The organism is Streptomyces sp. S.PNR 29 (assembly GCF_030386795.1).
GTDB lineage: Bacteria > Actinomycetota > Actinomycetes > Streptomycetales > Streptomycetaceae > Streptomyces.
Map to the genome: position 1 here is coordinate 1 of NZ_JANUQM010000011.1, position 25,227 is coordinate 25,227.

Sequence of the window (25,227 nt, forward strand, 5' to 3'; positions counted from 1 at the left end):
CTCGGCCTGCTGCTGGAACAGGGCAGACGGCGTGGTACACGGCGTGGCATGCGCCGTCTCATTCCAGTCATGCACCAACCGCCGACGCTCCACCGCGGAGAGGATGCTCAGCCGGCTTACGGGCAGGTCGGTTTCGCCGGCGGCCGCCATGTCGCACAGGAGGCGCGCGAATCGGTCGACATCAACGGCGGGAGTGTCCTCGTTGGAGAGCGAGTTGTTGATGTCGAAGTCGATACGCAGCGGGCTGTCGCCGGACCGGTCGTAGACCGCGATGGAGAGGTCATCGATCCGCCGGTAAGAGATGTTGTGCGCGGTGGCGGGATGGCCGCCGAAATCGAGGGAGTAGTCGAACGCCATGACGTTGATCTGCGGTCCGAAGCTCTTGAGGCCTCCCAGCCGGTTGCGAAGTGCCTCGCCTCGGTGGCGCTGGTGGCGCAGCACGTCCTTGACGCCGGCGGATACCTGGCCGATCAGTTCCGAGACCCGCAGGTTGCCGAGGATCGGCACCCGTAGCGGCAGGACGTTCACCATGACCCCGGGGACAGAGCGGGCGAGTTCGGTGGTCCGGCCGGTGACGGGAAGGTCGAGCAGCACCTCGTCGTTGCCGGTGGCCGCGTGCATGAAGGCGGCGGTCGCAGCGATCACGAATCGCGCCAGGCTCACACCGCCGCGCTTGGCGGCGAGCCGGACCAGTTCGGTCTCGGCGGGGGTCAACGAGCAGGTGGCACGCCGGAAGTCGGCGCCGTCCGCCTCCCTGCGGAGTCCCAGGGTCAAGGGTTCCGCTCCGTCCGCGAACATCTGCTCCCAGAACCGCTGGTCGCGCGATGCCTCGGACGAGGAGAGGTAGGCGCTCTCCTCGTCCAGCAGCGCATTGAGGGAGCCGAACGTCCGAGTGGGAGTGGGACAGCAGCGCAATATCGCGTTGTACAGCTCAGACACCCGTCGGGCGAAGATGGCCGCGCCGAAGCCGTCCATGGCGATGTGGTGGTAGCCCTGGTACCAGAGGAACCGGTCGGGGGCCACGGTGAACAGTGCGTGGCTGAATGGCGGGTCCACTCGCAGATCGAGGGGGCGCCTCAGATCCTGGCGCATCCACTCCTCGGCGCTCGCCCGCGGGTCGGACTCGGCGCTGACATCAAGGTGGACCAAGCGCCACTCCGGCGTGTCGCCGATGTATTGGCCGACGCCGTCCGGCCCTTCGACGAACCGGACCCGCAAGGCCTCGGTCTCCTGGACGGCCTGTCGTAGCGCGGACTCGAACGCGGAATGGTCGATCGGACCATGGATCTCGATGTACTCGCCCGGTCGGAAGATCGGGGAGTCCGGGGCCAACTGCTGCGCATACCAGATTCCGGCCTGAGCCCCTGACAGCGGCCGAAGCGGCCTGATCATACCCATTTCTCCACCCATGGAAGTCCCCTCGCCTGCGCGCGCGAGACCGGTTGGCCTCACGACCGGGCGCAGCTGAGTTCGTCGTACCGCAGGGACGACCCGACCCGGCCCCGGCTCTGTGATGTCCCCGGCCTCGCGCACGGCGCCAGTGCGGACAAGTGTTCTTGGGGCGTGATCCATTCGCTAGCCGGACGGGGTGTCAAGACCTCCCCCGGACAGCTACTTGCCACTAGCCGCATAACGGTGACGAGGCCGTCTTTGGCTACCAGGATCGTCACGGACCGTAACAGTCGGGAGCCGCGGTATGGATACACAGCAGTGGGGCTCGGTCATCGGCTCGCCGATGGCGCTGCCGATGACCGAGCCCCACTGAATGCGGCTTCTCGGGCAGAGACTGCCGGAGACGTCAGTCAGCCGTAGTGGGATCTATCCAGCCACGGGCCACGGCCATTGCCCCCGCCTGAAATCTGCTTTTCGCTCCGAGGCGCGTGGCCAGGGTCGCGGTGATACGACGTCCTGTGCGCACGGAGACGCCCAGTTTGCGGGCGACGACCTCGTCGGTGTGCCCCTTGGCCAAAAGGTGCAGAACGGCCTGCTCCTGAGCGCTGAGACCGTGTTCGTTCTGACCGTCGTCGCTCTTCTCGAGTGGCTCTGCCGAGCGCCAGACCTGTTCGAACAATTCACACAGAGAAGTGACGATTCCCCGGCACTTGATGATGTATGCACCCGCGCGCGTGACTTCGGGATCCACCGGAGTGACGGCGGTCTCCTGGTCGTAGATCACCATTCGGGGAGGCAGTATCGGTGCTGTACGGACCTGGGCGCCGGTACGGACCAGCCAGCGTGTGTAGTCCATACTCGGTGCGTCATTGCGGACGCTCTCCAGGTACACCGTCCGCATCCGCACCCCGCGTTGCAGAGTGGCCAGGTCGAGTGGCCGACTGGCATCCAGGCTCGCGGCGGACTGGGCGCCCGGGGAGACGAAGCCCATGATCTCGGTGGTGCAGTTGACGGAGAGGCTCTCGATCCGGAGACGAACGGCGTCTATGCCATCGAGCCGCTCCACATCGAGGCTCCGGCGGCTTCTGTTGAGGTGGCCATACTCGGAGACCAGAAGTTCCAGCGCCTGTTTGCCGGCGTTGATCTCTTCCTGGCGACGGCGTAATTCGGCTTCCTGGCCGGCCAGCAGCGAAGCCAGTCCTACTTCCGGTTCGACCGCACGAAAAGCACTCGGGTCTTCCCACGACGGTCGTACGAGAGACAGTCTGGCCAGTTCATCCAACCCCGCGCGGACTCTCTCCTCATTCCATCCGAGTCTGCTACCGATTTCGGTCACGCCGGCAGAGGTGTCCTTCAGCATCTCCTGGTATACAGCCGCCGCCGCGGCCCCGATCCCCAGTGATTCCAGCACGTTCCTTCACCCCGACACGCCGTGAACGATGATGATCGCGACAGTAGCTTCGGTCAGGGGGTTCAGCCAATCAAGTTACACAGAGTGACTGGATTTGGGCTCTTCGGCTGTGCTTCTCGCGTGCGGGTCCGCATCTCATGGCGGCGGCCGACTAGCATCACGAGCGGAGCCGTCGTACGGTTCATCCGATTTAGGCATTCTCCCAATCACGTTGCCGTCTGAGTGCCGACCACGCCCTGCGGGCGCGGTCCTGTCAGGTCCTGTCGCACGATTCGCCCGGCGCGTGATCCACCAGCGACCATTCAGGGAGCCGATGTACCTCGTACGGGCCCATCTGGAGTCCCGGCACCCATGGGACCCCACGAGCGTGCGGCGCGGACTGCTGCGAGCCGCCACTCCGGCCGACGGCCTGGAGCACGTGTTCGTCCAGGACGGCGATCGTGCTACGACGGCGGTGCTGTTCATCTGCGCTCCTTCCCTGTTCCGGGCCGAAGCAGCCGCCAGGACCGTCTGTGAGAACTTCCTGGCCCAGTCGTCGACTCATGACGGTGCCAAGTTGCTGGCACTGGCCGCGGATCTCGTTCCCGCCCTCGGGCATCTGCTGGTCTCCGATGAGGACGTGCCGGGCCGAGCCCAGCCCGGCCGAGAGCCGGCGGATGGCAATGACTTGCCGTGGCAACACCCTGACTCCTCCCAAGCGTGACGTGGGCCTTCCCTGACAGCCAGAATCGAGTCACCACCGCGTGAGAATCCGGAATACCGACGATGGGGACTCGTTGTCGCGGGGGTTCTCGTCGGCCAGAACGGAATGTGGCATATGGGGGAGATTCCCGTGTCCTTCGATGTTGAATTATCGCTTTCCCGGGGCCCCGGTACCGGTGTGACTGCCGGTCCAGTGGCGTCGGTGAGAACCGCCGGTCACAACGGAGAAATGGGCTTTAACAACAGCTGGGACTGACCATCGAAGCTCTCCGACGGTGGAGGAAAGCGTGAAAGCGCTGATCTATGCCTGCCATGGATTCCGTGGTGACGTCCAGCCCTATCTCGCGCTGGCATACGCACTGGAGTCGGCCGGGCACTCCGCGGTGCTGGCCGCCCCGCGGCGCTTCACCGGTCTCGCGGAGCAGTACGGCATCCGGTTCGTCTCCCTCACCGACGAGCTTCTCGGCCTCTATGCGCGGGCCGACGTCCAGGAGACCCTCCTGTACAGCGACGCTCCACGCCGCGAGGACCAGGAACTGCGGATGGCCCTCCTCCAGGAGGTCATGCCCCGCTTCTTCCCCGATCTGCTTGCCGAGATATGGGCGGTGGCGCGTGACGAAGAGCCGGACATCATTGTCTACTCGCACGTCTGGCGGCAGGCGGTGCACCAGATCGCGGAGCGGCTCGGGGTGCCACACGTTCTGGCTGCGCTGTACCCGCATTTCCTGCCGTCCCGTCACTACCCGGCAGGCGACGGTCTCTCCGCCCATCCCTCGAATCTGGCGGACCACGAGGAGGCCATTCGCAACCCCCTCGATCCGCTGACCACCGAGATGGTCTCCACATGGCGTGCAAACACCTTGGGCCTGCCACCGCGCGAGGGCTGGCTCGACTACCGCTGTAGCGCCGACGGCACACCCACCCCGGTGCTCCATGGGTTCAGCCCACACGAACTGCCGCCCGCCCCGGACTGGCCCACGTGGGCCCACGTCACAGGTTTCTGGACTCTTCCGGCTCACGAGGGCTGGCAGCCTTCCAGCCAGCTCCTGGAATTCCTGGCGGCTGGGAAGACGCCTATCGCCGTGGGCTTCGGGAGCATGACGCGGCCGGATACCGAGAACGTCGGCCGCATGGTGCAGGTGGCCGTCCAAGAAACGAACAACCGGGCAGTGATCGTGACGGGTTGGGGAGGCATTGAGATTACGGAGCCGTCCGAGGACATCCTCGTCGTGGACGAGGTGCCGTACGACTGGCTTTTCCCGCGCGTCCGTGCCGCCGTCCATGCTGGCGGGATCGGCACACACAACGCGGCCCTCGTGGTCGGCATCCCCCAGGTCACCGTCCCATTCCATGCCGAGCAGCTCATGTGGAGCGAGCACCTGCACACACTCGGTGTGGCGCCGCGCCCCATCAAGCAGCGTGAACTCACCGGCGAGAACCTGGCAGATGCCATCCGGCAGGCGACCACGGACTCCGGGATAGTCCAGAACGCCGCACGGTTCGCGGAGATGGTCCGGCCGGAGGACGGTTGCGCAAAGGCTGTGCGTCTGCTGGAGGAAATCCAGCGATGTGCCGGCAGTGCGTCAGGACAACCAGTTCGATAGACGACGCCTGGCTCTCTCCGGACCTGGCTCCTTGCTCACTCAACCAACGGCAGCTGCCATCTGTTCGGACAGGTCCTCAACCCGCAGAGGCTCTCGCCGCACAATCGTGATTCGCTCGGATGGCAATGATGGAGAGGCTGGAATTGAACGCAGTCAACGATGTGTGTGACCGCTCTTCGGTAAGGCTAGTTGAATCGCCGGTGTTTGTGATCTCGACGGTGAGATCCGGATCCACCCTGCTTCGATGCGTGCTCAACGCCCATTCCGAGCTGCACGCCGGTCATGAGCTGCACTTGGGGGACCTGCAGGTCAGACTGGACACGGATCCGGCAGTTACGGCGATGAGTGCACTGGGTATTTCCAGTGCTGAGCTCGAGTACCTTCTCTGGGATCGCCTTCTTGACCGTCAGCTGAAGAACAGTGGGAAGAATGTCCTGGTGGAGAAAACGCCGGGTAACGCCTATATCTGGAAAAGGATCGCCGAGTGCTGGCCCCAGGCCAGGTACATCTTCCTGCTACGCCATCCGCTGCACGTCCTGGAATCGCTGGTGGAGGTTATCCGCGAGGGTGCGACCGAAGAGCAGCTTGCTGTAGGCGACGCGGACGAGGTGGCGGCGAGGCTGAAGAGGGCGGCTCTTCGGATGCTTGTGCCGATGATCGAAGCAGTTATCGAGGCTCGTGACAACCTTCCGGGAATCACGGTGAGGTACGAGGACCTGACAGCGCACCCGAGAATTGTCACCCAGCGCATCTGTGAATTTCTGGACGTGCCGTGGGAAGCTGGCATGTTGGACTACGGCAGCCGCGAACAGGGGCCGTATCAGATGTTCCTGGGGGACTGGCATGAAAAGATCCTGTCCGGGGTTATCCAGCCTCATCGCGAACTGCCAAGCGCCGATGATGTCCCCGAAGAATTGTTGGCTTACTGCAAGGCCTTCGCATATCTTCCATAGCGCGTCGACGGCCGTTCCCGGTGGGTGCAGCCACCTCGGTCCCCAGGACTGTCACGGTCTGCTCGTTCGACGCGGTGAAGATCTTATCGACCAGTTGCTCGGCCATCCTCGGTGCCTCGGGCCGTAACAGGGTGATCAACCGACGGTGGCCGGCCCTGCGGATGTGAGCCGGAGATCCGAGGTGCTCCGGCGCGCGTAGGAACGCGGCGATGCTAGTCGGTCATCTGGCCAGGGTTCACCGCCGGACTCCTCGGCCGTTCGGCCGATCCCGGCGAAAACCGTCTCGCGCCTCGCCGCAGCTGCCGGCGGAGTAGGAGCCGGACCAGAAGTGGCCGCCCCGCAATACCGGCACACGTGTGCGTCGTCCTGCTTGCGGCCCAGACCACCCTGGACGAGCTGATCCGTGTCGCGGGCAGCCGGTGGGCCATCGAGGAATGGTTCCAGAGCGCGAAGCAGGAGTGCGGCCTGGACGGCTGCCGGGTCCGCCGTTATCCCGGCTGGCACTGTCACATGACTCCAGCCATGGCCACCCAGGTAGGCGATCTCGTCCGGCCGGGCGATGCTGCGGCGGGCCATGAGCCACCGCCGATGGCCGGGCTCGTCGCCGTCGAAGAACGGGACGGCGGGAAGCTGTGGGGCTGCCCAGTCGTAGACGCGGGGGCCTTTGGCATCCCCGCACGAGAGCCGCTCCCAGGCACATCACCGATGAGCTGGGCGATGCGCCAGCAGCTGGCGAGGGACTTGACCTGCTGCGATTTCGGCACCGCGACGACATAGCCGATGCCGGCCCCCTGGAGCATGCGCCGAAAGTGCCAGTCCTGACCGTAGAGAGCGTCCGCGGTCACCCAGGAGGTCGGCAGCGGCGAGGCCAGGGCCCGTGTGACCAGGGTTTGGGCCAGCTCGGTCTTGGTGGCGAAGCCACGGCTGTCGGGGACCTGCGCCGCCTGGCACCGCTCGCGGTCGGACGTCCAGGACTTGGGGAGATGAAGCTCCCGGTCCACCAAGGTTCGGCCCGCGACGAGGCATAGGCGGCGAACACCGCGACCTGGCACTTTTCAGCGCGTCTCGCAGTGCCTGAGTGCTGCCGTTGCACCCAGCCGAGGTATCGCCCTTCTTCGGGAACCCTGTCTCGTCGATGACGAGGACGCCCTCAGGCTCGCCAAGCCGAACAGCGACGTATGCCTGCACATCGTCGCGGACCGCGTCCGCGTCCCACCGGGCACAAACAGGTTGCCGCTGACTTAAGGGTCCGCCCGGCTTCGTTGAACAAGTGGCTGCGCCGCACGGACGTCGGCCGAAGCCGTCAGGTCCGTCTGGGTCGTTTGACCCCGTCGAGTACGAGACCATCATGGCTTCTCACGCAGCACTCGCTGCATAAACCCGGCCTGTCACCCGATCGTGCAGCAGCCCCCGATCTTGCTGGAGACCCTCGCTTGCCTGACGATCCATCAGGAAAGTCGGCATAAAATGAGTACCAGTCCGCGGCAGATTTCCGTACATGCTCCTGCTCGACGGCTTCGCGGTAGCTCGATTTGCGCAGACCGCGCAGGTGAGAAGCCTGCTCGCAGCGACGCACGATGTTGTGGAAAGTCTTCGAGTCGAAGGCATACCGATGTACAGTGAACGACGCCCTTGACCTGCAAAAAGCTGGCAGGGAGCCGTCTTCCAGGAGTTCAAAATGCTGCGCACCATGTTCAAGTCCAAGATCCACCGAGCCACCGTCACCCAGGCCGACCTGCACTACGTGGGATCGGTGACGATCGACGCCGATCTGCTGGACGCCGCCGATCTGCTGCCCGGCGAGCTCGTGCACATCGTCGACATCACGAACGGCGCCCGGCTGGAGACCTACGTCATCGAGGGCGAGCGCGGCTCCGGTGTGATCGGGATCAACGGGGCCGCCGCCCATCTCGTCCACCCGGGCGACCTGGTGATCATCATCAGCTACGCTCAGGTGACCGACGCCGAGGCGCGGGCCCTCAAGCCGCGGGTCGTGCACGTGGACCACGACAACCGCATCGTGGCCCTGGGTGCCGACCCGTCCGAGCCGGTGCCTGGTTCGGACCAGGAACGCAGCCCGCAGGCCGTACGCGTCTGACCGACCGACGAGGGGTGCCCATGAGCGAGGTCAAGATCCGCGACGACCGGGCGGCGGGCCGCCTGGAGGCCGTGGGCGACGGTGAAGTGGTCGGCCACATCCAGTACTTCGTCCTGGAGTCCCCCGAACGCGCCCTCGTCCCCGTCCACACGATCGTGGAGCCCGCCCACGAGGGCAGAGGCATCGCGGGCTCGCTGGCACGCGAGCTGTACGGCATCGCGCGGGGCGAGGGCGTCCCCGTCGCCCCGCTGTGCCCGTACGTCGCCAAGTGGGCCGAACGCCACCCCGAGGAGGCTCCGGCGGCCGGCCCCGAACTGCTGCGGGCAGCGAAGGACTGGCTCGTGGCGCATCCCGAGGGTTTCTGACAGCCCGCGACCGGCCCTGCACCACCCCTCGTCCGTCCACGTCCCGGTCTTCTGACGCGCCCCGCGCGGGCCGGGCTGTACGGGTGCTCGGCCTTCGGCGGCGTCGCGACGGCGGCCGCAGCCGAAGGCCGGGGCAGCCGGTACCGGGAGTCGACGGCAGACGGCCCCTGCCGCACCCCTCGTCCGTCCACGTCTGCACCGCACACAGCCCGGTCGGGCCGACGGCAGCACCGGTCGGGGAGGAGGTGCGCCGTGCCCGACGTCCTGTCCAGGCGCGGAGCCCCGCGTGGCGCCCCCCGGAGACGCTCGGCCCCGGTGGCGGCCGACGGCCGGCCGCGGCGGTGCCTATCGGTTAGGCCCCCTGGGCCTCGCCGTTCATGCGCGGGAGTGAGTGGGGACGCGGCCGTCGGGTAGGCGGGGGAGTAGTCCAGAGCCGAAGTCGACCGACTGGCTGGAGGACGCACGATGACGAACCCGTACCTGGACCCGGTCCAGCCGGGGCCGACACCGGGCCCGGACCCCGAGCACCCGCAGCCGTACCCGGACCCGGTTCCGCCTCCGGAACCGCCCCCCGGCCCGGAGCCGACCCCGCCGCCGAGCCCCACGCCGCCTCCGGCGCCACCGCACCCGGGCCCACCGCCCGAGCCCTCACCGTCCCCGATCCCACCGGGGCCCGAGCCGGTACCGAACCCGGAACCCGGCCCACCGCTCTCCTGAGCGGCAGGACAAAGGCGGTGGACGGCCACCCGGCCGTCCACCGCCCCGTACCGTCACCGGCAAGCCGGCCTACGCGGACACCTCCGACCGGTCGCCGCCCCACAGCGTGTGGAACGACCCGTCCCGGTCGGTGCGCCGGTAGGTGTGCGCCCCGAAGTAGTCCCGCTGGCCCTGGGTGAGCGCGGCGGGCAGGCGCTCGGCACGCAGGGCGTCGTAGTAGGCGAGCGCCGCGGCGAAGCCCGGCGTCGGCACGCCCTGGCGGGTCGCGGCGATCAGAACCTCGCGCCAGTCGTCCTGGGCGTCCGCGATCTCCCGCGCGAACGTGTCGTCCGACAGCAGGCTCGGCAGGTCAGGCCGGGCGTCGTACGCGGCGCGGATGCGGTCCAGGAACGCGGCACGGATGATGCAGCCGCCGCGCCAGATCGCCGAGACGGCGCCCAGGTCGATGTCCCAGCCGTACTCCCCGCGCGCCGCGTCGATCTCGTGGAAGCCCTGCGTGTACGACACGATCTTCGAGGCGTACAGCGCCTGCTCCACCCGGTCGGCGAAGGCCCGCGCCTCCGACTCGCTCAGCGGTACCGCCTTGGGCCCGGCCAGCCCCCGCGAGGCCTCGCGCAGCGCGGCGTGGCCGGAGAGGGAGCGGGCGAAGACGGCCTCCGCGATGCCGGACACCGGAACGCCCAGGTCGAGGGCGATCTGAACCGTCCAGCGGCCGGTGCCCTTCTGCTCCGCCTGGTCCACCACCACGTCCACGAACGGCTTGCCCGTCGCCGCGTCCACGTGCGACAGCACCTCCGCCGTGATCTCGATCAGGTACGAGTCGAGCCGGCCGGTGTTCCAGGTGCGGAAGATCTCGGCGATCTCGGCGGGGGAGTACCCGGCGACATCGCGCAGCAGCTGGTACGCCTCGCCGATCAGCTGCATGTCGGCGTACTCGATGCCGTTGTGCACCATCTTCACGAAGTGCCCGGCGCCGTCCGGACCGACATGCGTCACGCACGGCGCCCCGTCGGCCGCCTTGGCGGAGATCTTCTCCAGCATCGGGCCCAGGGACTCGTACGACTCCTTCGAGCCACCCGGCATGATGCTCGGGCCGTGCAGTGCGCCCTCCTCGCCGCCGGAGATGCCGGTACCGACGAAGTGGATACCCCGCTCGCGCAGCTCGCGCTCCCGGCGCCGGGTGTCCGCGAAGTGGGCGTTGCCGCCGTCGATGATCATGTCGCCGGGCTCCAGCAGCGGGGCGAACTCCTGGATCACGGCGTCGGTCGGGTCACCGGCCTTCACCATGATGACCAGCCGTCGCGGCCGCTCCAGCGCCGCCACGAACTCCTTGGCGGTCTCGGCCGCGATGAAGTCGCCCTCGTGCCCGAACTCCTCGACCAGGGCGTGCGTGCGCGACGCCGTCCGGTTGTGCACCGCGACCGTGTAACCGTTGCGGGCGAAGTTGCGGGCGAGATTGCGGCCCATCACCGCGAGTCCCGTGACGCCGATCTGGGCTGAAGTGCTCATTGCGCTTGCTCCTAGTGACCTCGGTATCGATGGTGCCGGTCGTGCCCGCCAGTATCGCCCCATCGACCATTCTGACGTGCCGCAACGTGCCGCCACACCGTCCGCACGTCCGCCGTGCGACCGTCGCGCAGGCAGATACGCACGCGGGGCCCGGGATGCTCAGCCGTCGCGCAGGTCGCACAAGCCGTGGCACGCGTGGCAAGGAGAGGGCCGATCCCGGCCATTGGCGCGACCGGGCGGCCGATTACCGTCTTGGCGTGGCCAGTTCGCAGCGCTTACTTTTGCCCCTCCTGACGCATGTCTAGGGGGGCTTCTTCATGGCGGCACGCGGCCGGCACCGCCGGTATCAGCCGAACAGGATCAACCGCGCCTCACTCACCGTCACGGCGGGCGGAGCCGGAATGGCCCTCCCGCTCATCGGCTCCGGTGCCGCCCAGGCGGCCGACGTGGACACCTGGAACAAGGTCGCCGCGTGCGAGTCCGGCAACGACTGGGACATCAACACCGGCAACGGCCACTACGGCGGACTGCAGTTCACCCAGTCCACCTGGGAGGCCTATGGCGGCACGCGGTACGCGCCGCGCGCGGATCTGGCCACCAGGGACCAGCAGATCGCCGTGGCGGAGAAGGTGCTGGAGGGCCAGGGCCCCGGTGCCTGGCCGTTGTGCTCGGTGCGCGCCGGACTCACGCGAGGCGGCAGCGCCCCCGACATCCGCCCCGCCGGCGCCTCCACGAGGTCCGCGGAGCAGGCCACCGACAAGCGGGCCAGGAGCTCCGTACGGGACGTGCAGCCGCAGACCACCCCGCAGTCCCGGGCGGGCAAGGCCGAGATGTACACGGTGGTCACCGGCGACACGCTGTCCGGCATCGCGAAGACCGAGCGCGTCAAGGGCGGTTGGCAGGGACTGTACGCCGCCAACCGCAAGACGATCGGAGCGGACCCCGACCTCATCATCCCGGGCCAGCGGCTGAAGCTGCGCACGGACGGCACGGCCACGACGACCGAGACACCGTCCAAGTCGTCCAAGCCCTCCAAGTCGTCCAAGCCCGCCAAGCCGTCAAACCCGTCGAAGTCGTCCAAGCCCTCGACCGGGTCTTCCTCTTCGGGCAGCACCGACAAGGCCACGAGCAGTCATGGGCTCGTCGCGCCGGTCAGCGCCTCCCTGGGCACGCCCTACCGCAAGGCGGGCTCCTCCTGGTCGAAGGGCTACCACACCGGCGTCGACTTCCCCGTGCCGACCGGCACCTCCGTGAAGGCGGTCGCGGCGGGGAGGGTCGTCACGGCCGGCTGGGGCGGTTCCTTCGGCTACCAGGTGGTGATCCGGCACGCCGACGGCCGCTACAGCCAGTACGCGCACCTGTCGGCGATCTCCGTGAAGACCGGGCAGACGGTCGGCGCCGGCCAGCGCATCGGCCGCTCGGGGTCCACCGGCAACAGCTCGGGCCCGCATCTGCACTTCGAGGTGCGGACGGGGCCCGGTTTCGGTACGGACATCGACCCGGTGGCCTATCTGAGGGCCGGCGGCGTCAGGATCTGACCCGCTCCCGGCTCCGGTCGAGGACGGGCAACGGCACGTACGGGCCGTCGTGGAACGGGCCGTAGGAGTGCGGGGGATCCCCGGGGCCCGCCGACTCGTACACGCCCTGCGGGACCGGCGCCGGCACCGGGGACGGTACGAAGAGGGCTTCGGGGAGCGCGGCGACCGGCTGCCCGGACAGTCCGGCCGGCAGCTCGTCGGCCGGAGCCGGCACGGGCAGGGGCTCCGGCCCGGACTCGCGCACCGGCAGCGCCTCCTGCTCGGTACGGGCGATCCGCTCCGTCGTCAGCAGGATCAGCCCGCCCGCGGCCACCACACCGCAGCTCAGGGCGAGCGCGGTGCCCGTGGTGCCGTAGCGGAAGGTTTCGCCGAACATCGTGATGCCGACCGCGGCCGCCACCACCGGGTTCACCACCGTGAGCGTGGCCAGCGGGGCCGCGAGACCTGCGTCCCGGTAGGAGGCCTGCGACAGCAGCATGCCGGCCGTGGCGAGCACGCCGATCACGGCCAGGGAGGGCACGTCGGCCGAGGAGACGCCGCCGGTCCAGTCGACGGCGACCGTCTTCGTGAACACCGAGGACATGCCGAAGGCTATGCCGGCCGCGGTCGCGAGCAGCATGCTGCGCACCGCCGGGTGCCGATGCGCGGCCCGACCGGCGATCATCAGCGTCACCACCGCGACGGCGGTCACGAAGGCCACGGCCACCCGCTGGGCGGTGTCCAGCGACTGCGCGTCGGCCGTGCCGACCAGGGACAGCAGACCCGCGAGCCCGATCGTCGCCATGATCGCGCCCCGCCAGGCCGTGGCCCCCGCCTTGCGGCGCACGAACAGCGCCGCCATGGGCAGGGCGACCACGATGGTCAGCGCCCCCAGCGGCTGGACCAGGCTCAGCGGGCCGCAGGCGAGAGCCACCACGTGCAGCAGACCGCCCAGGCCGTTGAGCGCGACCGCCGCCCACCAGCTGGGCCGGCGCAGCGGCGCGTACTGCCGGTCGGGGGAGGACACCGCGACCTGCTCCTGCACGATCGCCCCGCCCGCGTAGGCGACGGCGGAGACGAGTGACAGCAGCACGGACAACGCGAGGGCGCTCATCGGCTGCTCCTCTGCGTGGGGCCGGGGCGCTGGGCCCGGCGCGGCGAAGGGTCGGCTTCCATGACCAACACCTTGCCGGGTCAGGTTGTTCCCGTCGTCGTCCCTGAGCACTCATTGGGTCATACTGCCGATGGAGTACGACCGGAGGTCCGTCCTCCCCAGGGTGGGGAACCCCGGAGGGAGATCCCGTGAGGTGATCCCCTAGGGGGCTTGGTAGTACTGGGCCTCGTGGACCTCGACCCCGATCTCGCCGCGCTCCGCCCGCTCGGTGGCTTCTTCGCCCTGCGTACCTCCGCATCGCCGCCCGGGTCGCTTCCCACCCTCGCACAGGTATACGCACACGCGGCGCCGGACGTTCAGTCCCACCCCCAGTCCGATCCTCTGTCCCCCCAGTCCGATTCCCTGGCCTTCCGCGTCCGCAAGGTCGCCGCCGCCCTCCGTGCCCCCGAGCCACGGATCGCGGCGTCCGTGGCCCACCAGGCGCTGGCGGCCCGGCTGTGGTCGGCGGCCCTCGGCTGCGCCGCCCTGTACGGCCGCGTCCCCGATCTCCACCCGAGGCTGCTGCACTGGGACGCCGACGCGAGCGCCCCCGACGACCTGTTCCTGTCGGAGACCCGCCCGCTGCCGGCAGCCGCGGCGACCATCGCGGACACCGTGCTGCACGGTCACCTCGTCCCCCTGACGGCGGCCCTGCGCACCCGCTACCGCGTGGCCGCGGGACTCCTGTGGGGCAACGCCGCCTCCGCCCTCGCGGGCGCCGCCCGGGAACTCGACCGCTGGGCCCGCATCCACGGCCGTACGGACACCGCCGCCAGGGCCCACGCCCTCACCGCGGAACTGCTCGCCCACCCCCTGCTCGCCGGCACCGGCACCCTCACCGGCACCGCCTTCCGCCGCCGCAGCTGCTGCCTGTACTACCGCGTGCCCGGCGGAGGCGTCTGCGGTGACTGTTGTTTCACACGAGCCCCGCGCTCTTCACCGCCGCGCTCTTCCCCATGAGCCACATCTGGGTGACCATGAAAGGACCAGTACGCCGAGACGGGAGGTTCCGGGTGCGAGTGGGCCTGCTGACCCGGGAGTACCCGCCGGACGTGTACGGCGGCGCGGGCGTCCACGTGGAGTTCCTGGCCCAGGAGCTGAGATCACTCGTCGACCTGGACGTGCACTGCTGGGGCGAGGGCCGGAGCAACGGCGTGCTGCGCCACCGCCCCTGGTCCACCCTCGACGGCAGCAACGACGCGCTGCGCACCTTCTCCGTGGACCTCGCCATGGCCGCCGGCCTCGAAGGCCGCGAACTGGTCCACTCCCACACCTGGTACGCCAACCTGGGCGGCCACCTCGCCAAGCTCCTCTACGGCATCCCGCACGTGATGACCGCGCACTCGCTGGAGCCCCTGCGCCCCTGGAAGGCCGAGCAGCTCGGCGGCGGATACGCCCTCTCCAGCTGGGCCGAGCGCACCGCGATCGAGAGCGCCGACGCCGTGATCGCCGTCTCCGGCGCCATGCGCGAGGACATCCTCGCCTGCTACCCGGCGCTGGAGAAGGACCGGGTCCACGTCGTGCACAACGGCATCGACACCACCCTCTACCAGCCCGACCACGGTACGGACGCCCTGGACCGGATCGGTCTCGACCGCTCTCGCCCGTACGTGCTGTTCGTCGGCCGCATCACCCGGCAGAAGGGCGTGCCCCACCTGCTGCGCGCGGTGCGCGACATCGATCCCGCCGCGCAGGTCGTGCTGTGCGCGGGCGCGCCCGACACGCCCGAGATCGACCAGGAGTTCCGCGAGCTCTACCGGGAGCTGAGCCGCGTACGCGAGGACGTGCACTGGATCCCGCAGATGCTGCCGCGCCCGGAGGTCATCCAGCTCCTCACACACGCCGCCGTCTTCGTCTGCCCCTCGGTGTACGAACCACTCGGGATCGTCAACCTGGAGGCGATGGCCTGCGGCACGCCGGTCGTGGCCTCCCGGGTCGGCGGCATCCCGGAGGTCGTGGCGGACGGTGAGACGGGGGTACTCGTGACCGTGGACGACGACTTCGAGACGGGGCTCGCGCGGGCCCTGGACCAGGTCCTCGGGGACCCGCAGGCCGCTCGGCGGATGGGCGAGGCGGGACGGGCACGCGCGGTGGACGAGTTCGGCTGGGACGCGGTGGCCCGCCGTACCGTCCGGCTCTACGAGGAGATCCTCGAACAGACGTAGATCAACGGGGCCTTCAGCAGGCTTAGCAGGCCATGTGCAGGGGCAGGCATGGGTCAACCGGTGTGAGGGGAGCGGCCATGCGTCGTGGTGGTCCTTCGGTGCTCGGAATCGTGCTCGCGGGCGGAGAGGGCAAGCGGCTGATGCCCCTGACCGCAGACCGCGCGAAACCCGCGGTCACCTTCGGAGGAACGTATCGCCTCGTCGACTTCGTGCTCTCCAACCTGGTCAACGGCGACATTCTGCGCATCTGCGTCCTGACCCAGTACAAGTCGCACTCGCTGGACCGGCACATCACCACCACCTGGCGGATGTCCAGCCTGCTCGGCAACTACGTCACGCCGGTCCCGGCCCAGCAGCGTCTGGGCCCGCGCTGGTACCTGGGCAGCGCCGACGCGATCCTGCAGTCGCTGAACCTGATCTACGACGAGCGGCCCGAGTACGTCGCGGTGTTCGGTGCCGACCACGTGTACCGCATGGACCCCCGGCAGATGCTCGCCCAGCACATGGAGAGCGGTGCCGGCGTCACCGTCGCCGGGATACGGGTGCCGCGTGCCGAGTCGTCGTCCTTCGGTGTGATCACCCCCGGTTCGGACGGCCAGACCGTCGAGCGCTTCCTGGAGAAGCCGGCCGACCCGCCCGGGCTGATCGACGACCCCGAGTGCGTCTTCGCCTCGATGGGCAACTACATCTTCACCACCAAGGCGCTGATCGAGGCGCTCCAGCGGGACGCCGAGGACGAGAACTCCGTCCACGACATGGGCGGCTCGATCCTCCCCCAGCTCACCGAGCGCGGAGAGGCCCAACTCTACGACTTCAGCGCCAACCACGTGCCGGGGGAGACCAACCGTGACCGGGGCTACTGGCGAGACGTCGGCACCCTCGACGCGTACTACGACGCCCACATGGACCTGATCGCCGAGCGCCCCGCCTTCAACCTCTACAACCGCCAGTGGCCCGTCTACACCCACTCCAACCAGCTCTCGCCCGCCCGCTTCAACGCCGGCGGCATCGCCAGTGAGTCGATCATCAGTGCCGGGTGCCTGATCCGGGGCCAGGTCACGAGGTCGGTGCTCTCCCCGGACGTGGTGGTCGACCCGGGAGCCGTGGTGCAGGGTTCCGTGCTGCACGACGGCGTGCACATCGGCCGGGGAGCGGTGGTGCGCGGGGCGGTGCTGGACAAGAACGTCGAGGTGCCCCCGGGCGCGACGATCGGCGTCAATCCGGAGCGGGACGCGGAGCTGTACACGGTGTCCAAGGGCGGCGTGATCGCGCTGGGGAAGGGCCAGCGGGTCTCGTAGGAGGAACCACAGGCTTATCGGACATTTCCTCCTATAACTCCATTTCCTGGGTACTCAGGATGTAAGAGCGCTGTTAGTCCCAGGAGGTGATGGGAGTGAGCACCACTCCCCGGTCGACGATGGAAGCCCATCCCGACATCATCGAAATGCGAAGTCGTCACGAGAGGGCGGAGCGCGCCACCACCACGGTGGGTGCGCAGGCCGTCGAGGCGCTGGCACTGCTCACGGGTACGTACCTCGCCATCTCTCCCTGGGTGGTCGGGTTCAACAACCTCACGACCCTGACCGTCAACAACCTGATCGTCGGCATCGCCTATGCGCTGATCATGAGCGGCGGCTTCGGCCGGGCCTATGAGTGGACGCACAGCAAGGCGTGGGCCGGCTGCGCACTGGCTGTATGGACGGTCATTTCGCAGTGGGTGATCTCGGGGAACGTCGACACCACGAAGACCGTGGTCAACAACGTCCTCGTGGGTGTGATCGCCCTCGTGCTGGGCATCGCCGCCAGTATCGTCGCAGCACTCGGCGCGCGCCGTCTGCGCGGTCAGCGGGCCGCGCCGTACCAAGGAGGCGCCGGTTCCTGAGATCCCGCAAGCAGGTCAGGTCCCGCAGGGAGTGCGGGAACCCGAAGCCGTCGCGGAACGCGGGGAAGGTCCGCGTTCCGCGCCGGAGTGTTGTCCGGCGAACCGATCCGGCCATCCGCCTCCACGGTCGGCCCGCAGCCGTCCGAGTGGGTGCCGCGACGCGCACGGCGTCACCTGTGCCGACACGACCACAGATGCCCCACAAGTCCCGCCCTTTTCGTGGGGGCGGGACTTAATCTGCTGTTAACTGTGCGTAGCCTGATCGTACTTGACCGTAATCTCCGGTGGGCGATTGACTGCTTCTCCACCCTTCGTCGACGCGAGGCAAGCCATTGACTTCTGACCTGCTCGCTCCACTCGACCTGGCGTTCTGGAACATCGAGTCCGCCGAGCACCCCATGCACCTCGGCGCGCTCGGGGTCTTCGCGGCCCACTCGCCCACCGCGGGTGCCCACGCGGCGGACCTGCTCGCCGCCCGTGCGGCCGCCGTGCCCGGACTGCGGATGCGCATCCGGGACGTGTGGCAGCCGCTCGCCCTGAGGCCGTTCTCCTTCGGCGGCGCGACCCGCGAGCCCGACCCCCACTTCGACCCCCTCGACCACGTCCGCCTGCACGCGCCGACCGCCGACTTCCAGGCCGCCGCGGGCCGGCTCATGGAGCGCCCGCTGGAGCGCGGCCGTCCGCCGTGGGAGGCACATGTGCTGCCGGGGCAGGACGGGGTGTCCTTCGCGGTGCTCTTCAAGTTCCACCACGCCCTGGCCGACGGACTGCGGGCGCTGACGCTCGCCGCGGGCATCCTGGACCCGATGGACCTGCCCGCGCGCCGGCCCCGCCCCGAGGAGCCGCGGCCGGGACGCATCCCGGACGTGCGCAGGCTGCCGGAGCGGCTGCGCGGAGCCCTCGGGGACGTCGGCCGGGCCCTCGACATCGGCACCTCCGTCGCCCTGTCCACCCTGGACGCGCGCTCCACGCCCGCGCTCACCGCCGAGTCCAGCGGCACCCGCCGCACCGCCGGCGTGGTCATCGACCTCGACGACGTGCACCGCGTCCGCAAGGCCGTCGGCGGTACCGTCAACGACGTCCTGATCGCGGTCGTCGCGGGCGCCCTGCGCCGCTGGCTGGACGAGCGCGGCGACGGCAGCGAGGGCGTCGCTCCCCGCGCCCTGATCCCCGTCTCCAACCGCCGCCCGCGCACCGCCTACCCACAGGGCAACCGGCTGTCGGGCTACCTGATACGGCTGCCGGTCGGCGATCCCGACCCGCTGAGCCGCCTCGACGTGGTCCGTACCGCCATGGACCGCAACAAGGACGCGGGCCCCAACCGGGGCGCCGGCGCCGTCGCCCTGCTCGCCGACCATGTCCCGGCGCTCGGCCACCGGCTCGGCGGGCCCCTGGTCAGCCAGGCCGCCCGGCTCTGGTTCGACATCCTGGTCACCAGCGTCCCGCTGCCCAGCCTCGGCCTGAAGCTCGGTGGTCACCCCCTCACCGAGGTCTACCCCTTCGCACCGCTGGCCCGCGGGCAGTCCCTGGCGGTGGCGATCTCGACGTACCGCGGGAAGGTCCACTACGGGCTCGTCGCCGACGCGCGGGCCGTGCCGGACCTCGACCGGTTCGCGCAGGCCGTGTCCGAGGAGGTGGAGACCCTGATCACAGCCTGCGATCGCTGACCGGCACGGGTTTGGCCGCACGGCCCGGCGCTCCGTAAAATTCCGCCTTCGACAGCGGACGCGACCGGAGCGCCGCGACGGCAGACCAGGAACGGCAGCGGCGATGACGGTGACACAGGACGGCTCGGCGACCACGGACGAGGTGACCGCACCCTCGTACGGCCCCGGCATCGACCCGGAGCGCCTGGCCGTCTGCCTCAGTGTGCTCGAAGAGCTCGACAAGCTGGACGTCGACCACCCCGACGCGATTCTGGTGCGCCGGGCCACCTCGCACATCTACCGCACGGTCAAGCAGCGCCGCCGCCAGGAGCGCCGGGCCGCCAAGACCGCCCACGACAAGGCGGTCACCGAGGCCACGGCGACGGGGTCCGCCCAGCGCATCGACGACGAGACGGAAGGGGTCCTGCCCTCCTCGCAGGTGCAGCCCGGCCAGATCGCGGGGATACTCCAGCGCCCCCGCTCCTGCTACGTCTGCAAGACCCGGTACGTCGAGGTCGACTACTTCTACCACCAGCTCTGCCAGACGTGCGCCGCCGAGAACCGGGCCCGCCGCGAGGCCCGCGCCGACCTCACCGGCAAGCGCGCGCTGCTCACCGGTGGCCGCGCCAAGATCGGCATGTACATCGCGCTGCGGCTGCTGCGCGACGGCGCCCACACCACGATCACCACGCGGTTCCCCAACGACGCCATCCGCCGCTTCAAGGCCCAGCCCGACAGCGACGAGTGGATCCACCGCCTGAAGATCGTCGGCATCGACCTGCGCGACCCCGCCCAGGTGGTCGCGCTCGCCGACTCCGTGGCGGCCGAGGGCCCGCTCGACATCCTGATCAACAACGCCGCCCAGACCGTACGGCGCTCCCCGCAGGCCTACAGTGAGCTGCTCGCCGCCGAGTCCGCCCCGCTGCCCGCCGGTGAACTGCCCGCCGCCGAGGTGATCGGCACCTTCGGCTCCGGCGCGGTGGCCGAGCTCCCGGTCGCCGGGGGCGGCGCGCTCACCGCGCAGGACGTCACCGACCTGGCACTCGTCTCCGGCTCGGCGTCCCTGGAGCGCATCGCGGCCGGTACGGCGATCGACGCGGGCGGCCTGGTCCCCGACCTGCACGACACCAACAGCTGGGTGCAGACGGTCGAGGAGGTCACGCCGGTCGAGCTCCTGGAGGTCCAGCTCTGCAACTCGACGGCGCCCTTCATCCTGATCAGCCGTCTGCGCCCGGCGATGGCCGCCTCCCCGGCCCGGCGGACGTACATCGTGAACGTCTCCGCCATGGAGGGCGTCTTCGCCCGCGGTTACAAGGGGGCCGGTCACCCGCACACGAACATGGCCAAGGCCGCCCTGAACATGCTGACGCGCACCAGCGCCCAGGAGATGTTCGACAAGGACCGCATCCTGATGACGGCCGTCGACACCGGCTGGATCACCGATGAGCGCCCCCACCCCGACAAGCTCCGCCTCGCCGAGGCCGGCTTCCACGCCCCGCTCGACCTGGTCGACGGCGCGGCCCGCGTCTACGACCCGATCGTGCGGGGCGAGGCGGGCGAGGACCTGTACGGCGTCTTCCTGAAGGACTACGCGCCCGGCAAGTGGTGACGGCCCGCCGGGGGAGAGGCCAGGAGTGGGCTGTGAGGCCCCTCGGCATATAACGAAATACGACAGTTACCCGGTGTTTTCAGCCCCATCGAGCGGGCCCGCGCTCATTTGGTTAGTCTGGAGCGGACGGACAGCAACACAGGGTCCTACCCACACCCACGGTCCGTCATGGGGCAAGCCGGTTCACAACGGCCTGCTCTGACCCGAGTGACCGGCGCCACCGCGTCCGAACGGCTTTTGATGCAGACCCGAGCGGGCTTCTGGCGCCGGACGACAGACTGGCCGGCGTGCCCCGAGGGTGACCCGACACATAAGGAGTGCGCGGTGACACCGGAGAAGACGAATCGCGAACAGCGCCCCAAGGAACGCACGGAGCGCGCCGGCCGCCGGACGGACGAGCTCGGCAGCCTCGACGTGTGGGCCAGATCCGCCCCCATCCGCCTGGCGGGCTACGAAGAGGATCTCGCAGAGCCCCACATCCTGCCCAGCGTCGACTGACCGTCCGGCAGACCCCGTCGCGATCGCCGACCGCATGGGCGTGCGAGACTCACGGCCATGCTGATCAGGGAAGCAACGGCCGAGGACTGGCCGCACATCTGGCCCTTCTGGCGCCGCATCGTCGCCGCCGGCGAGACCTACGCCTGGGACCCGGGCACCTCCGAGGAGGAGGCCCGGGCCCTGTGGATGAATCCCGCCAAGCGCGTCTACGTCGCCGAGGACGACGCCGGAACCGTCGTCGCCTCCGCCTACGTCACCCCCAACTACGCCGGCCCCGCCGCCCGTATCGCCAACGCCGGCTTCATGGTCGACCCCGACCACGGCGGCCGTGGCATCGGCCGTGCACTCGCCGAGCACATCCTGGCCGAGGCCAAGGCCGACGGCTACCGGGGCATGGTGTTCAACGCCGTCGTCGAGACCAACCCGGCCGTGAAGCTGTGGACCTCCCTGGGCTTCACCATCCTCGGCACCGTGCCGGACGCGTTCGAGCACCCCCGGCAGGGCAGGGTGGGCCTGCACATCATGTACAAGGCCCTCTAGTCCGCGTACAAGAGCCCAGGTACAAGGCCCAGACAAAAGACCCAGGTACAAGAGCCCACGCACAAGGCGCCTAGTCCAGCGGCGCCGTCCGCTGCCACGGACGCAGCCGCTCGATCTGCTCCGCCAGCTCCAGCAGCACCGCCTCCGAGCCCGGGAGCCCCACCAGCTGGACGGCGCAGGGGGCGCCGGAGGGCAGGGTGCCGAACGGCACGGACATCGCGGGCCAGCCGGTCAGGTTCCACGGCGGCGTGAAGGGCGAGTAGGCGGAGTTGGCCAGCACATTGCGCAGCCAGCCTCTCTCGTGCCAGGGCGCGGCTTTGGGGGAGCGCCGGGCGAGCGCGGGGGTGAGCAGCACGTCGTACTCGGCGAAGAACGGCTCCAGGCGGCGGCGCAGCTGCTCCCGGCTCTCACCGGCGCGCGCCCCGCGCACGAAGCGCCGACCCACGGTCGCGTGGACCCGGGTGCGCCGCGTCAGCAGTCGCGGATCGTAGCCCTGCGCGTCCACGGCCGTGCCCGCCGTCCAGTGGGCCAGCGAGGTGAGGCTCAGCGACGCCGGATAGGGCGGGTCGGCCCGGCGCACCTGGTGGCCCGACTTCATCAGCACCCCGGCCGCCTCCCGGACCGCGGTGGCGTACGGTTTGCCGATGGTGATGCCGGCGAGCGGGCTGCGCAGGGAGACGGCCACCCGGCGCGAACCGGAGCCGTCCCGGCGTACCGGCTCGGTGCCGGTGAGGACCGACAGCATCAGACGCGCGTCCTCGACCGTCGTGGCCAGCGGACCGTTCTCGGACATGCCGAACCAGTCGCCGTCGCTGATGCCCGCGGGCACCACGCCGTAGCCCGGCTTGATGGTGACGAGACCGCAGTTCGCCGCCGGAATGCGCAGCGAGCCCAGGCCGTCGTTGCCGAGGGCGATCGGCACCATGCCGGCGGACACGGCGGCCGCGCTGCCACCCGACGACCCCCCTGCCGTGCGGGAGAGGTCCCACGGGTTGCGGGCGGTGCCGAGCACACCCTCCGTGGTGCCGAACACGCACAGCTCCGGCACGTTCGTCAGGCCCACGACCACCGCGCCGGCCGCCCGCAGCCGGGCCACCGTGACGTGGTCCTCCTCGGCGGGCGTGTCCGGTGTCGCCGCGGAGCCGATGCGGGTGGACTCGCCGCGCACGGCGAGGTTGTCCTTGACGGCCACCGGCACCCCGGCCAGCGGCAGGTCCGCCAGGTCGCCGGAGGCGCCCACCTCGTCGGCCTCGGCGAGCGCCGCCTCGGCGCGCACGGTGCGGAAGGCGCCGACGCGGCCGTCCAGCCGCGCGATCCGGTCGAGGTGTTCGGCGACCACCTCGCGGGGTGTGGCCCGCTTCTCGCGTACGGCGGCGGCGATCTCGGCGGCGGTCCGGCCGACCCAGCTGGTCACATGGGCTCCTCAGGGGTGCGGTGGGGCGGGCTACTGGCGAGTAGTATGCCCTCGCTCACGGCGCCCCGACAGGGGCCGGGTCCGGCCGGTGGTGTGGAGGGCGTGACCGGTCACCCGAGTTGGCTGCGCAGCCACTCCTCCACCTCGCCCACGTGCGCGGCCGCCGCCGCGCGGGCCGCGTCCGGGTCGTGGGCGACCAGGGCGCGGTGGATCGCGGCGTGTTCGCGGCGGGTGCGGGCGAAGGCACCCTCCTCCTGGTAGCCGCGCCAGACGCGGGCGCGGAAGGTGCGGGAGGACAGGCCCTCCAGGATGGCGGCCATGGTCTCGTTGCCGGCGGCCATCGCGATCTCGCGGTGGAAGGCCAGGTCGTGGGCGAGGATCTCCTCCGGGTCGTCGGTGGCGTTCATGGCCGTCAGATGCTTCTCGACCTCGGCCAGCTGGTCGGGCGTGATGCGGGCGGCGGCCAGCGCGGTCGCCGTCGACTCCAGCACGCGCCGCACCTCCAGCAGCTCCACCAGGCGCCGGCCGCGGGACAGGTCGGCCACCACACCGAAGGTCTCCAGCAGGTCCCCGGCCTCCAGCTGCGTGACGTAGATGCCCGAGCCGTGCCGTGCCTCCAGTACGCCCAGCACCGTGAGCGCGCGGATCGCCTCGCGCATCGAGCTGCGCGAGATGCCGAGCCGGGCCGCCAGATCGCGCTCGGTGGGCAGGCGCTGCCCCGGCTCCAGCCGACCTTCGGCGATCATCGCCTTGATCTGCTCCATGGCGCGCTGCGTCACGGTGCCCTTCTGCGGGGCTGCCTCGTCCACGCCACTCCTCCCGTCACCGGATGCGCCGCAGTCTAACCACCATGGTGGTCCGACCACTATGAGTCAGAAGCGGGGAAAATCCGCGCTGCGGGGTGTTGCATCGAGGAAGTGGTCTGATAAGTATGCGGGCATCTGCTCGAAGACGCTCGATGAGGAGCCGCCAGATGCCCGGCAGAACAGCGTGGAAGCGGAACAGGACAAGGGCCGTCGGAGCGGTGGCCGCCGCCGTCGGCGCCTCGCTCGTGCTCGCCGCGTGCGGCAGCACCAAGGACACCGGTGCCTCCAGCGCCGGCCAAGGCGGCGGCACCGGCAAGGTCGGCGTGATCCTGCCCCTGCTGACCTCGCCGTTCTGGCAGTCGTACAACGACTACGTGCCCAGGATGGCCAGGTCCGAAGGCGTCGACGCGCTGAAGACGGTCAACTCCAACAGCGATCCCTCACAGCAGATCACCGACATCAACAACCAGCTCAACCAGGGCGTCAAGGGCCTGGTCGTGGCCCCGCTGGACAGCGCCGCCATCGAGGCCGGCCTCGACCAGGCCGAGCGCAAGGGGGTCCCCGTGGTCGCCGTGGACGTGGCGCCCGACAAGGGAAAGGTCGCCATGGTGGTCCGCGCGAACAACGTGGCGTACGGCGAGAAGGCCTGCCAGTACCTCGGCGAGCACGTCTCCTCCGGCAAGGTCGTGCAGATCATGGGAGACCTGGCCTCCGTCAACGGCCGGGACCGCTCGGAGGCCTTCCGGGCCTGCGTGAAGAAGAACTTCCCGAAGCTGAAGGTCCTGGAGATCCCCGCGAAGTGGGAGTCCGACACCGCGGCCTCCAAGCTGGACACCCTCCTCAACGCCAACCCCGACATCAAGGGCATCTACCTGCAGGCGGGCGGTGTCTACCTCGCACCGACCCTGCAGACGCTCAAGGCCAAGGGGATGCTGAAGAAGGCCGGGCAGCAGGGTCACATCGCCGTCGTCTCCAACGACGGCATCCCGCAGGAGTACGACGCCATCCGCAAGGGCGAGATCGACGCGACCGTCTCGCAGCCCGCCGACGCCTACGCCAAGTACGGCATGTACTACATCAAGGCGGCGATGGAGGGGAAGACCTTCGAGCCCGGACCGACCGACCACGACTCCACCATCGTGAAGCTGCCCAGCGGCATCCTGGAGGACCAGCTGCCCGCGCCACTGGTGACCAAGGACAACGTCGACGACCCCAAGCTGTGGGGCAACACGGTCGGATGAGTACG

General features: G+C 69.6%; 22 protein-coding genes and 3 pseudogenes. 16 read left to right on the top strand and 9 right to left on the bottom strand.

Going from position 1 to position 25,227, the window contains the following annotated elements; translation table 11 throughout:
* On the bottom strand, positions 1 to 1,392 hold a 1,392-nt coding region (locus NW895_RS27135), incomplete at its 3' end, for a condensation domain-containing protein (protein WP_289938752.1).
* Positions 1,393 to 1,798: 406 nt separating this feature from the next.
* The gene (locus tag NW895_RS27140; RefSeq protein WP_289938753.1) at positions 1,799 to 2,803 is read right to left on the bottom strand and encodes a LuxR C-terminal-related transcriptional regulator; all 1,005 of its coding nucleotides are present in this window, start codon (positions 2,801 to 2,803) and stop codon (positions 1,799 to 1,801) included.
* A gap of 367 nt (positions 2,804 to 3,170) precedes the next feature.
* Here NW895_RS27140 and NW895_RS27145 point away from each other — a divergent pair, with 367 nt between their 5' ends.
* From NW895_RS27145 to NW895_RS27155, 3 genes are all read left to right on the top strand, one after another.
* Positions 3,171 to 3,506: a hypothetical protein gene (locus tag NW895_RS27145; protein ID WP_289938754.1), complete on the top strand. Its 336-nt coding sequence runs from the start codon at positions 3,171 to 3,173 to the stop codon at positions 3,504 to 3,506.
* A gap of 286 nt (positions 3,507 to 3,792) precedes the next feature.
* On the top strand, positions 3,793 to 5,109 hold the full coding sequence (locus NW895_RS27150) for a glycosyltransferase (protein WP_289938755.1): 1,317 nt from the start codon (positions 3,793 to 3,795) through the stop codon (positions 5,107 to 5,109).
* Between the two features lie 119 nt (positions 5,110 to 5,228).
* A complete protein-coding gene (locus NW895_RS27155) occupies positions 5,229 to 6,062 on the top strand; it encodes a sulfotransferase (RefSeq protein ID WP_289938756.1) in 834 nt (277 codons plus the stop codon).
* Positions 6,063 to 6,099: 37 nt separating this feature from the next.
* On the opposite strand, the pseudogene NW895_RS27160 reads toward NW895_RS27155, so the two are convergent.
* A pseudogene (locus tag NW895_RS27160) lies at positions 6,100 to 6,240 on the bottom strand (IS110 family transposase); the annotation flags it as partial.
* A gap of 215 nt (positions 6,241 to 6,455) precedes the next feature.
* Here NW895_RS27160 and NW895_RS27165 point away from each other — a divergent pair.
* Positions 6,456 to 6,590: pseudogene (locus NW895_RS27165) on the top strand (IS701 family transposase); the annotation flags it as partial.
* On the opposite strand, the gene NW895_RS27170 reads toward NW895_RS27165, so the two are convergent.
* The gene (locus NW895_RS27170; RefSeq protein ID WP_354670114.1) at positions 6,569 to 7,114 is read right to left on the bottom strand and encodes a transposase; all 546 of its coding nucleotides are present in this window, start codon (positions 7,112 to 7,114) and stop codon (positions 6,569 to 6,571) included. The pseudogene NW895_RS27165 and the gene NW895_RS27170 sit on opposite strands and share 22 nt — an antisense overlap.
* A gap of 52 nt (positions 7,115 to 7,166) precedes the next feature.
* Positions 7,167 to 7,412: pseudogene (locus tag NW895_RS27175) on the bottom strand (transposase); the annotation flags it as partial.
* Between the two features lie 328 nt (positions 7,413 to 7,740).
* On the opposite strand from NW895_RS27175, the gene panD reads away from it, so the two are divergent.
* Both panD and NW895_RS27185 read left to right on the top strand, forming a co-directional pair.
* Complete coding sequence (gene panD, locus NW895_RS27180) at positions 7,741 to 8,160, top strand: aspartate 1-decarboxylase (protein WP_289938757.1); 420 nt, start codon at positions 7,741 to 7,743, stop codon at positions 8,158 to 8,160.
* Between the two features lie 20 nt (positions 8,161 to 8,180).
* On the top strand, positions 8,181 to 8,525 hold the full coding sequence (locus NW895_RS27185) for a GNAT family N-acetyltransferase (protein ID WP_289938758.1): 345 nt from the start codon (positions 8,181 to 8,183) through the stop codon (positions 8,523 to 8,525).
* A 786-nt stretch (positions 8,526 to 9,311) separates the two neighbouring features.
* Here NW895_RS27185 and gndA read toward each other — a convergent pair.
* Positions 9,312 to 10,751: an NADP-dependent phosphogluconate dehydrogenase gene (gndA, locus tag NW895_RS27190; protein WP_289938759.1), complete on the bottom strand. Its 1,440-nt coding sequence runs from the start codon at positions 10,749 to 10,751 to the stop codon at positions 9,312 to 9,314.
* A 317-nt stretch (positions 10,752 to 11,068) separates the two neighbouring features.
* Between gndA and NW895_RS27195 the strand changes: the two genes are divergently transcribed.
* Positions 11,069 to 12,289, top strand: a complete 1,221-nt coding sequence (locus NW895_RS27195; RefSeq protein ID WP_289938760.1) for a transglycosylase family protein — start codon at positions 11,069 to 11,071, stop codon at positions 12,287 to 12,289.
* Here the strand turns inward: NW895_RS27195 and NW895_RS27200 are convergent.
* The gene (locus NW895_RS27200; protein WP_289938761.1) at positions 12,279 to 13,382 is read right to left on the bottom strand and encodes a DMT family transporter; all 1,104 of its coding nucleotides are present in this window, start codon (positions 13,380 to 13,382) and stop codon (positions 12,279 to 12,281) included. The two genes, NW895_RS27195 and NW895_RS27200, sit on opposite strands and share 11 nt — an antisense overlap.
* A gap of 210 nt (positions 13,383 to 13,592) precedes the next feature.
* Here NW895_RS27200 and NW895_RS27205 point away from each other — a divergent pair, with 210 nt between their 5' ends.
* The 8 genes from NW895_RS27205 (at position 13,593) to NW895_RS27240 (ending at position 21,761) form a co-directional block, all read left to right on the top strand.
* Positions 13,593 to 14,381 (top strand): (2Fe-2S)-binding protein, encoded by a 789-nt coding sequence (locus tag NW895_RS27205; protein ID WP_289938763.1) that lies wholly within the window; start codon positions 13,593 to 13,595, stop codon positions 14,379 to 14,381.
* 53 nt (positions 14,382 to 14,434) lie between these two features.
* On the top strand, positions 14,435 to 15,586 hold the full coding sequence (gene glgA, locus NW895_RS27210) for a glycogen synthase (RefSeq protein WP_289938764.1): 1,152 nt from the start codon (positions 14,435 to 14,437) through the stop codon (positions 15,584 to 15,586).
* A 77-nt stretch (positions 15,587 to 15,663) separates the two neighbouring features.
* Positions 15,664 to 16,884 (top strand): glucose-1-phosphate adenylyltransferase, encoded by a 1,221-nt coding sequence (gene glgC, locus NW895_RS27215; RefSeq protein WP_289938766.1) that lies wholly within the window; start codon positions 15,664 to 15,666, stop codon positions 16,882 to 16,884.
* Between the two features lie 119 nt (positions 16,885 to 17,003).
* Positions 17,004 to 17,468, top strand: coding sequence for an SPW repeat protein (locus tag NW895_RS27220; RefSeq protein ID WP_289939131.1), 465 nt, complete (start codon positions 17,004 to 17,006; stop codon positions 17,466 to 17,468).
* A 332-nt stretch (positions 17,469 to 17,800) separates the two neighbouring features.
* On the top strand, positions 17,801 to 19,135 hold the full coding sequence (locus NW895_RS27225; protein WP_289938767.1) for a wax ester/triacylglycerol synthase family O-acyltransferase: 1,335 nt from the start codon (positions 17,801 to 17,803) through the stop codon (positions 19,133 to 19,135).
* Positions 19,136 to 19,238: 103 nt separating this feature from the next.
* Positions 19,239 to 20,723, top strand: a complete 1,485-nt coding sequence (locus NW895_RS27230) for an SDR family oxidoreductase (RefSeq protein ID WP_289938769.1) — start codon at positions 19,239 to 19,241, stop codon at positions 20,721 to 20,723.
* Positions 20,724 to 21,047: 324 nt separating this feature from the next.
* Entirely contained in the window at positions 21,048 to 21,221 is a 174-nt protein-coding gene (locus NW895_RS27235) for a hypothetical protein (RefSeq protein ID WP_289938770.1), read from the top strand.
* Positions 21,222 to 21,278: 57 nt separating this feature from the next.
* The gene (locus NW895_RS27240) at positions 21,279 to 21,761 is read left to right on the top strand and encodes a GNAT family N-acetyltransferase (RefSeq protein WP_289938771.1); all 483 of its coding nucleotides are present in this window, start codon (positions 21,279 to 21,281) and stop codon (positions 21,759 to 21,761) included.
* Between the two features lie 70 nt (positions 21,762 to 21,831).
* Here the strand turns inward: NW895_RS27240 and NW895_RS27245 are convergent, their stop codons facing one another.
* Together NW895_RS27245 and NW895_RS27250 are read right to left on the bottom strand one after the other, a co-directional pair.
* Entirely contained in the window at positions 21,832 to 23,175 is a 1,344-nt protein-coding gene (locus tag NW895_RS27245) for an amidase (protein ID WP_289938772.1), read from the bottom strand.
* 110 nt (positions 23,176 to 23,285) lie between these two features.
* Complete coding sequence (locus NW895_RS27250) at positions 23,286 to 23,984, bottom strand: FadR/GntR family transcriptional regulator (RefSeq protein ID WP_289938773.1); 699 nt, start codon at positions 23,982 to 23,984, stop codon at positions 23,286 to 23,288.
* 164 nt (positions 23,985 to 24,148) lie between these two features.
* Here NW895_RS27250 and NW895_RS27255 point away from each other — a divergent pair, with 164 nt between their 5' ends.
* On the top strand, positions 24,149 to 25,222 hold the full coding sequence (locus NW895_RS27255) for a sugar ABC transporter substrate-binding protein (RefSeq protein ID WP_289938775.1): 1,074 nt from the start codon (positions 24,149 to 24,151) through the stop codon (positions 25,220 to 25,222).
* The last annotated feature ends 5 nt before the right edge of the window (positions 25,223 to 25,227 follow it).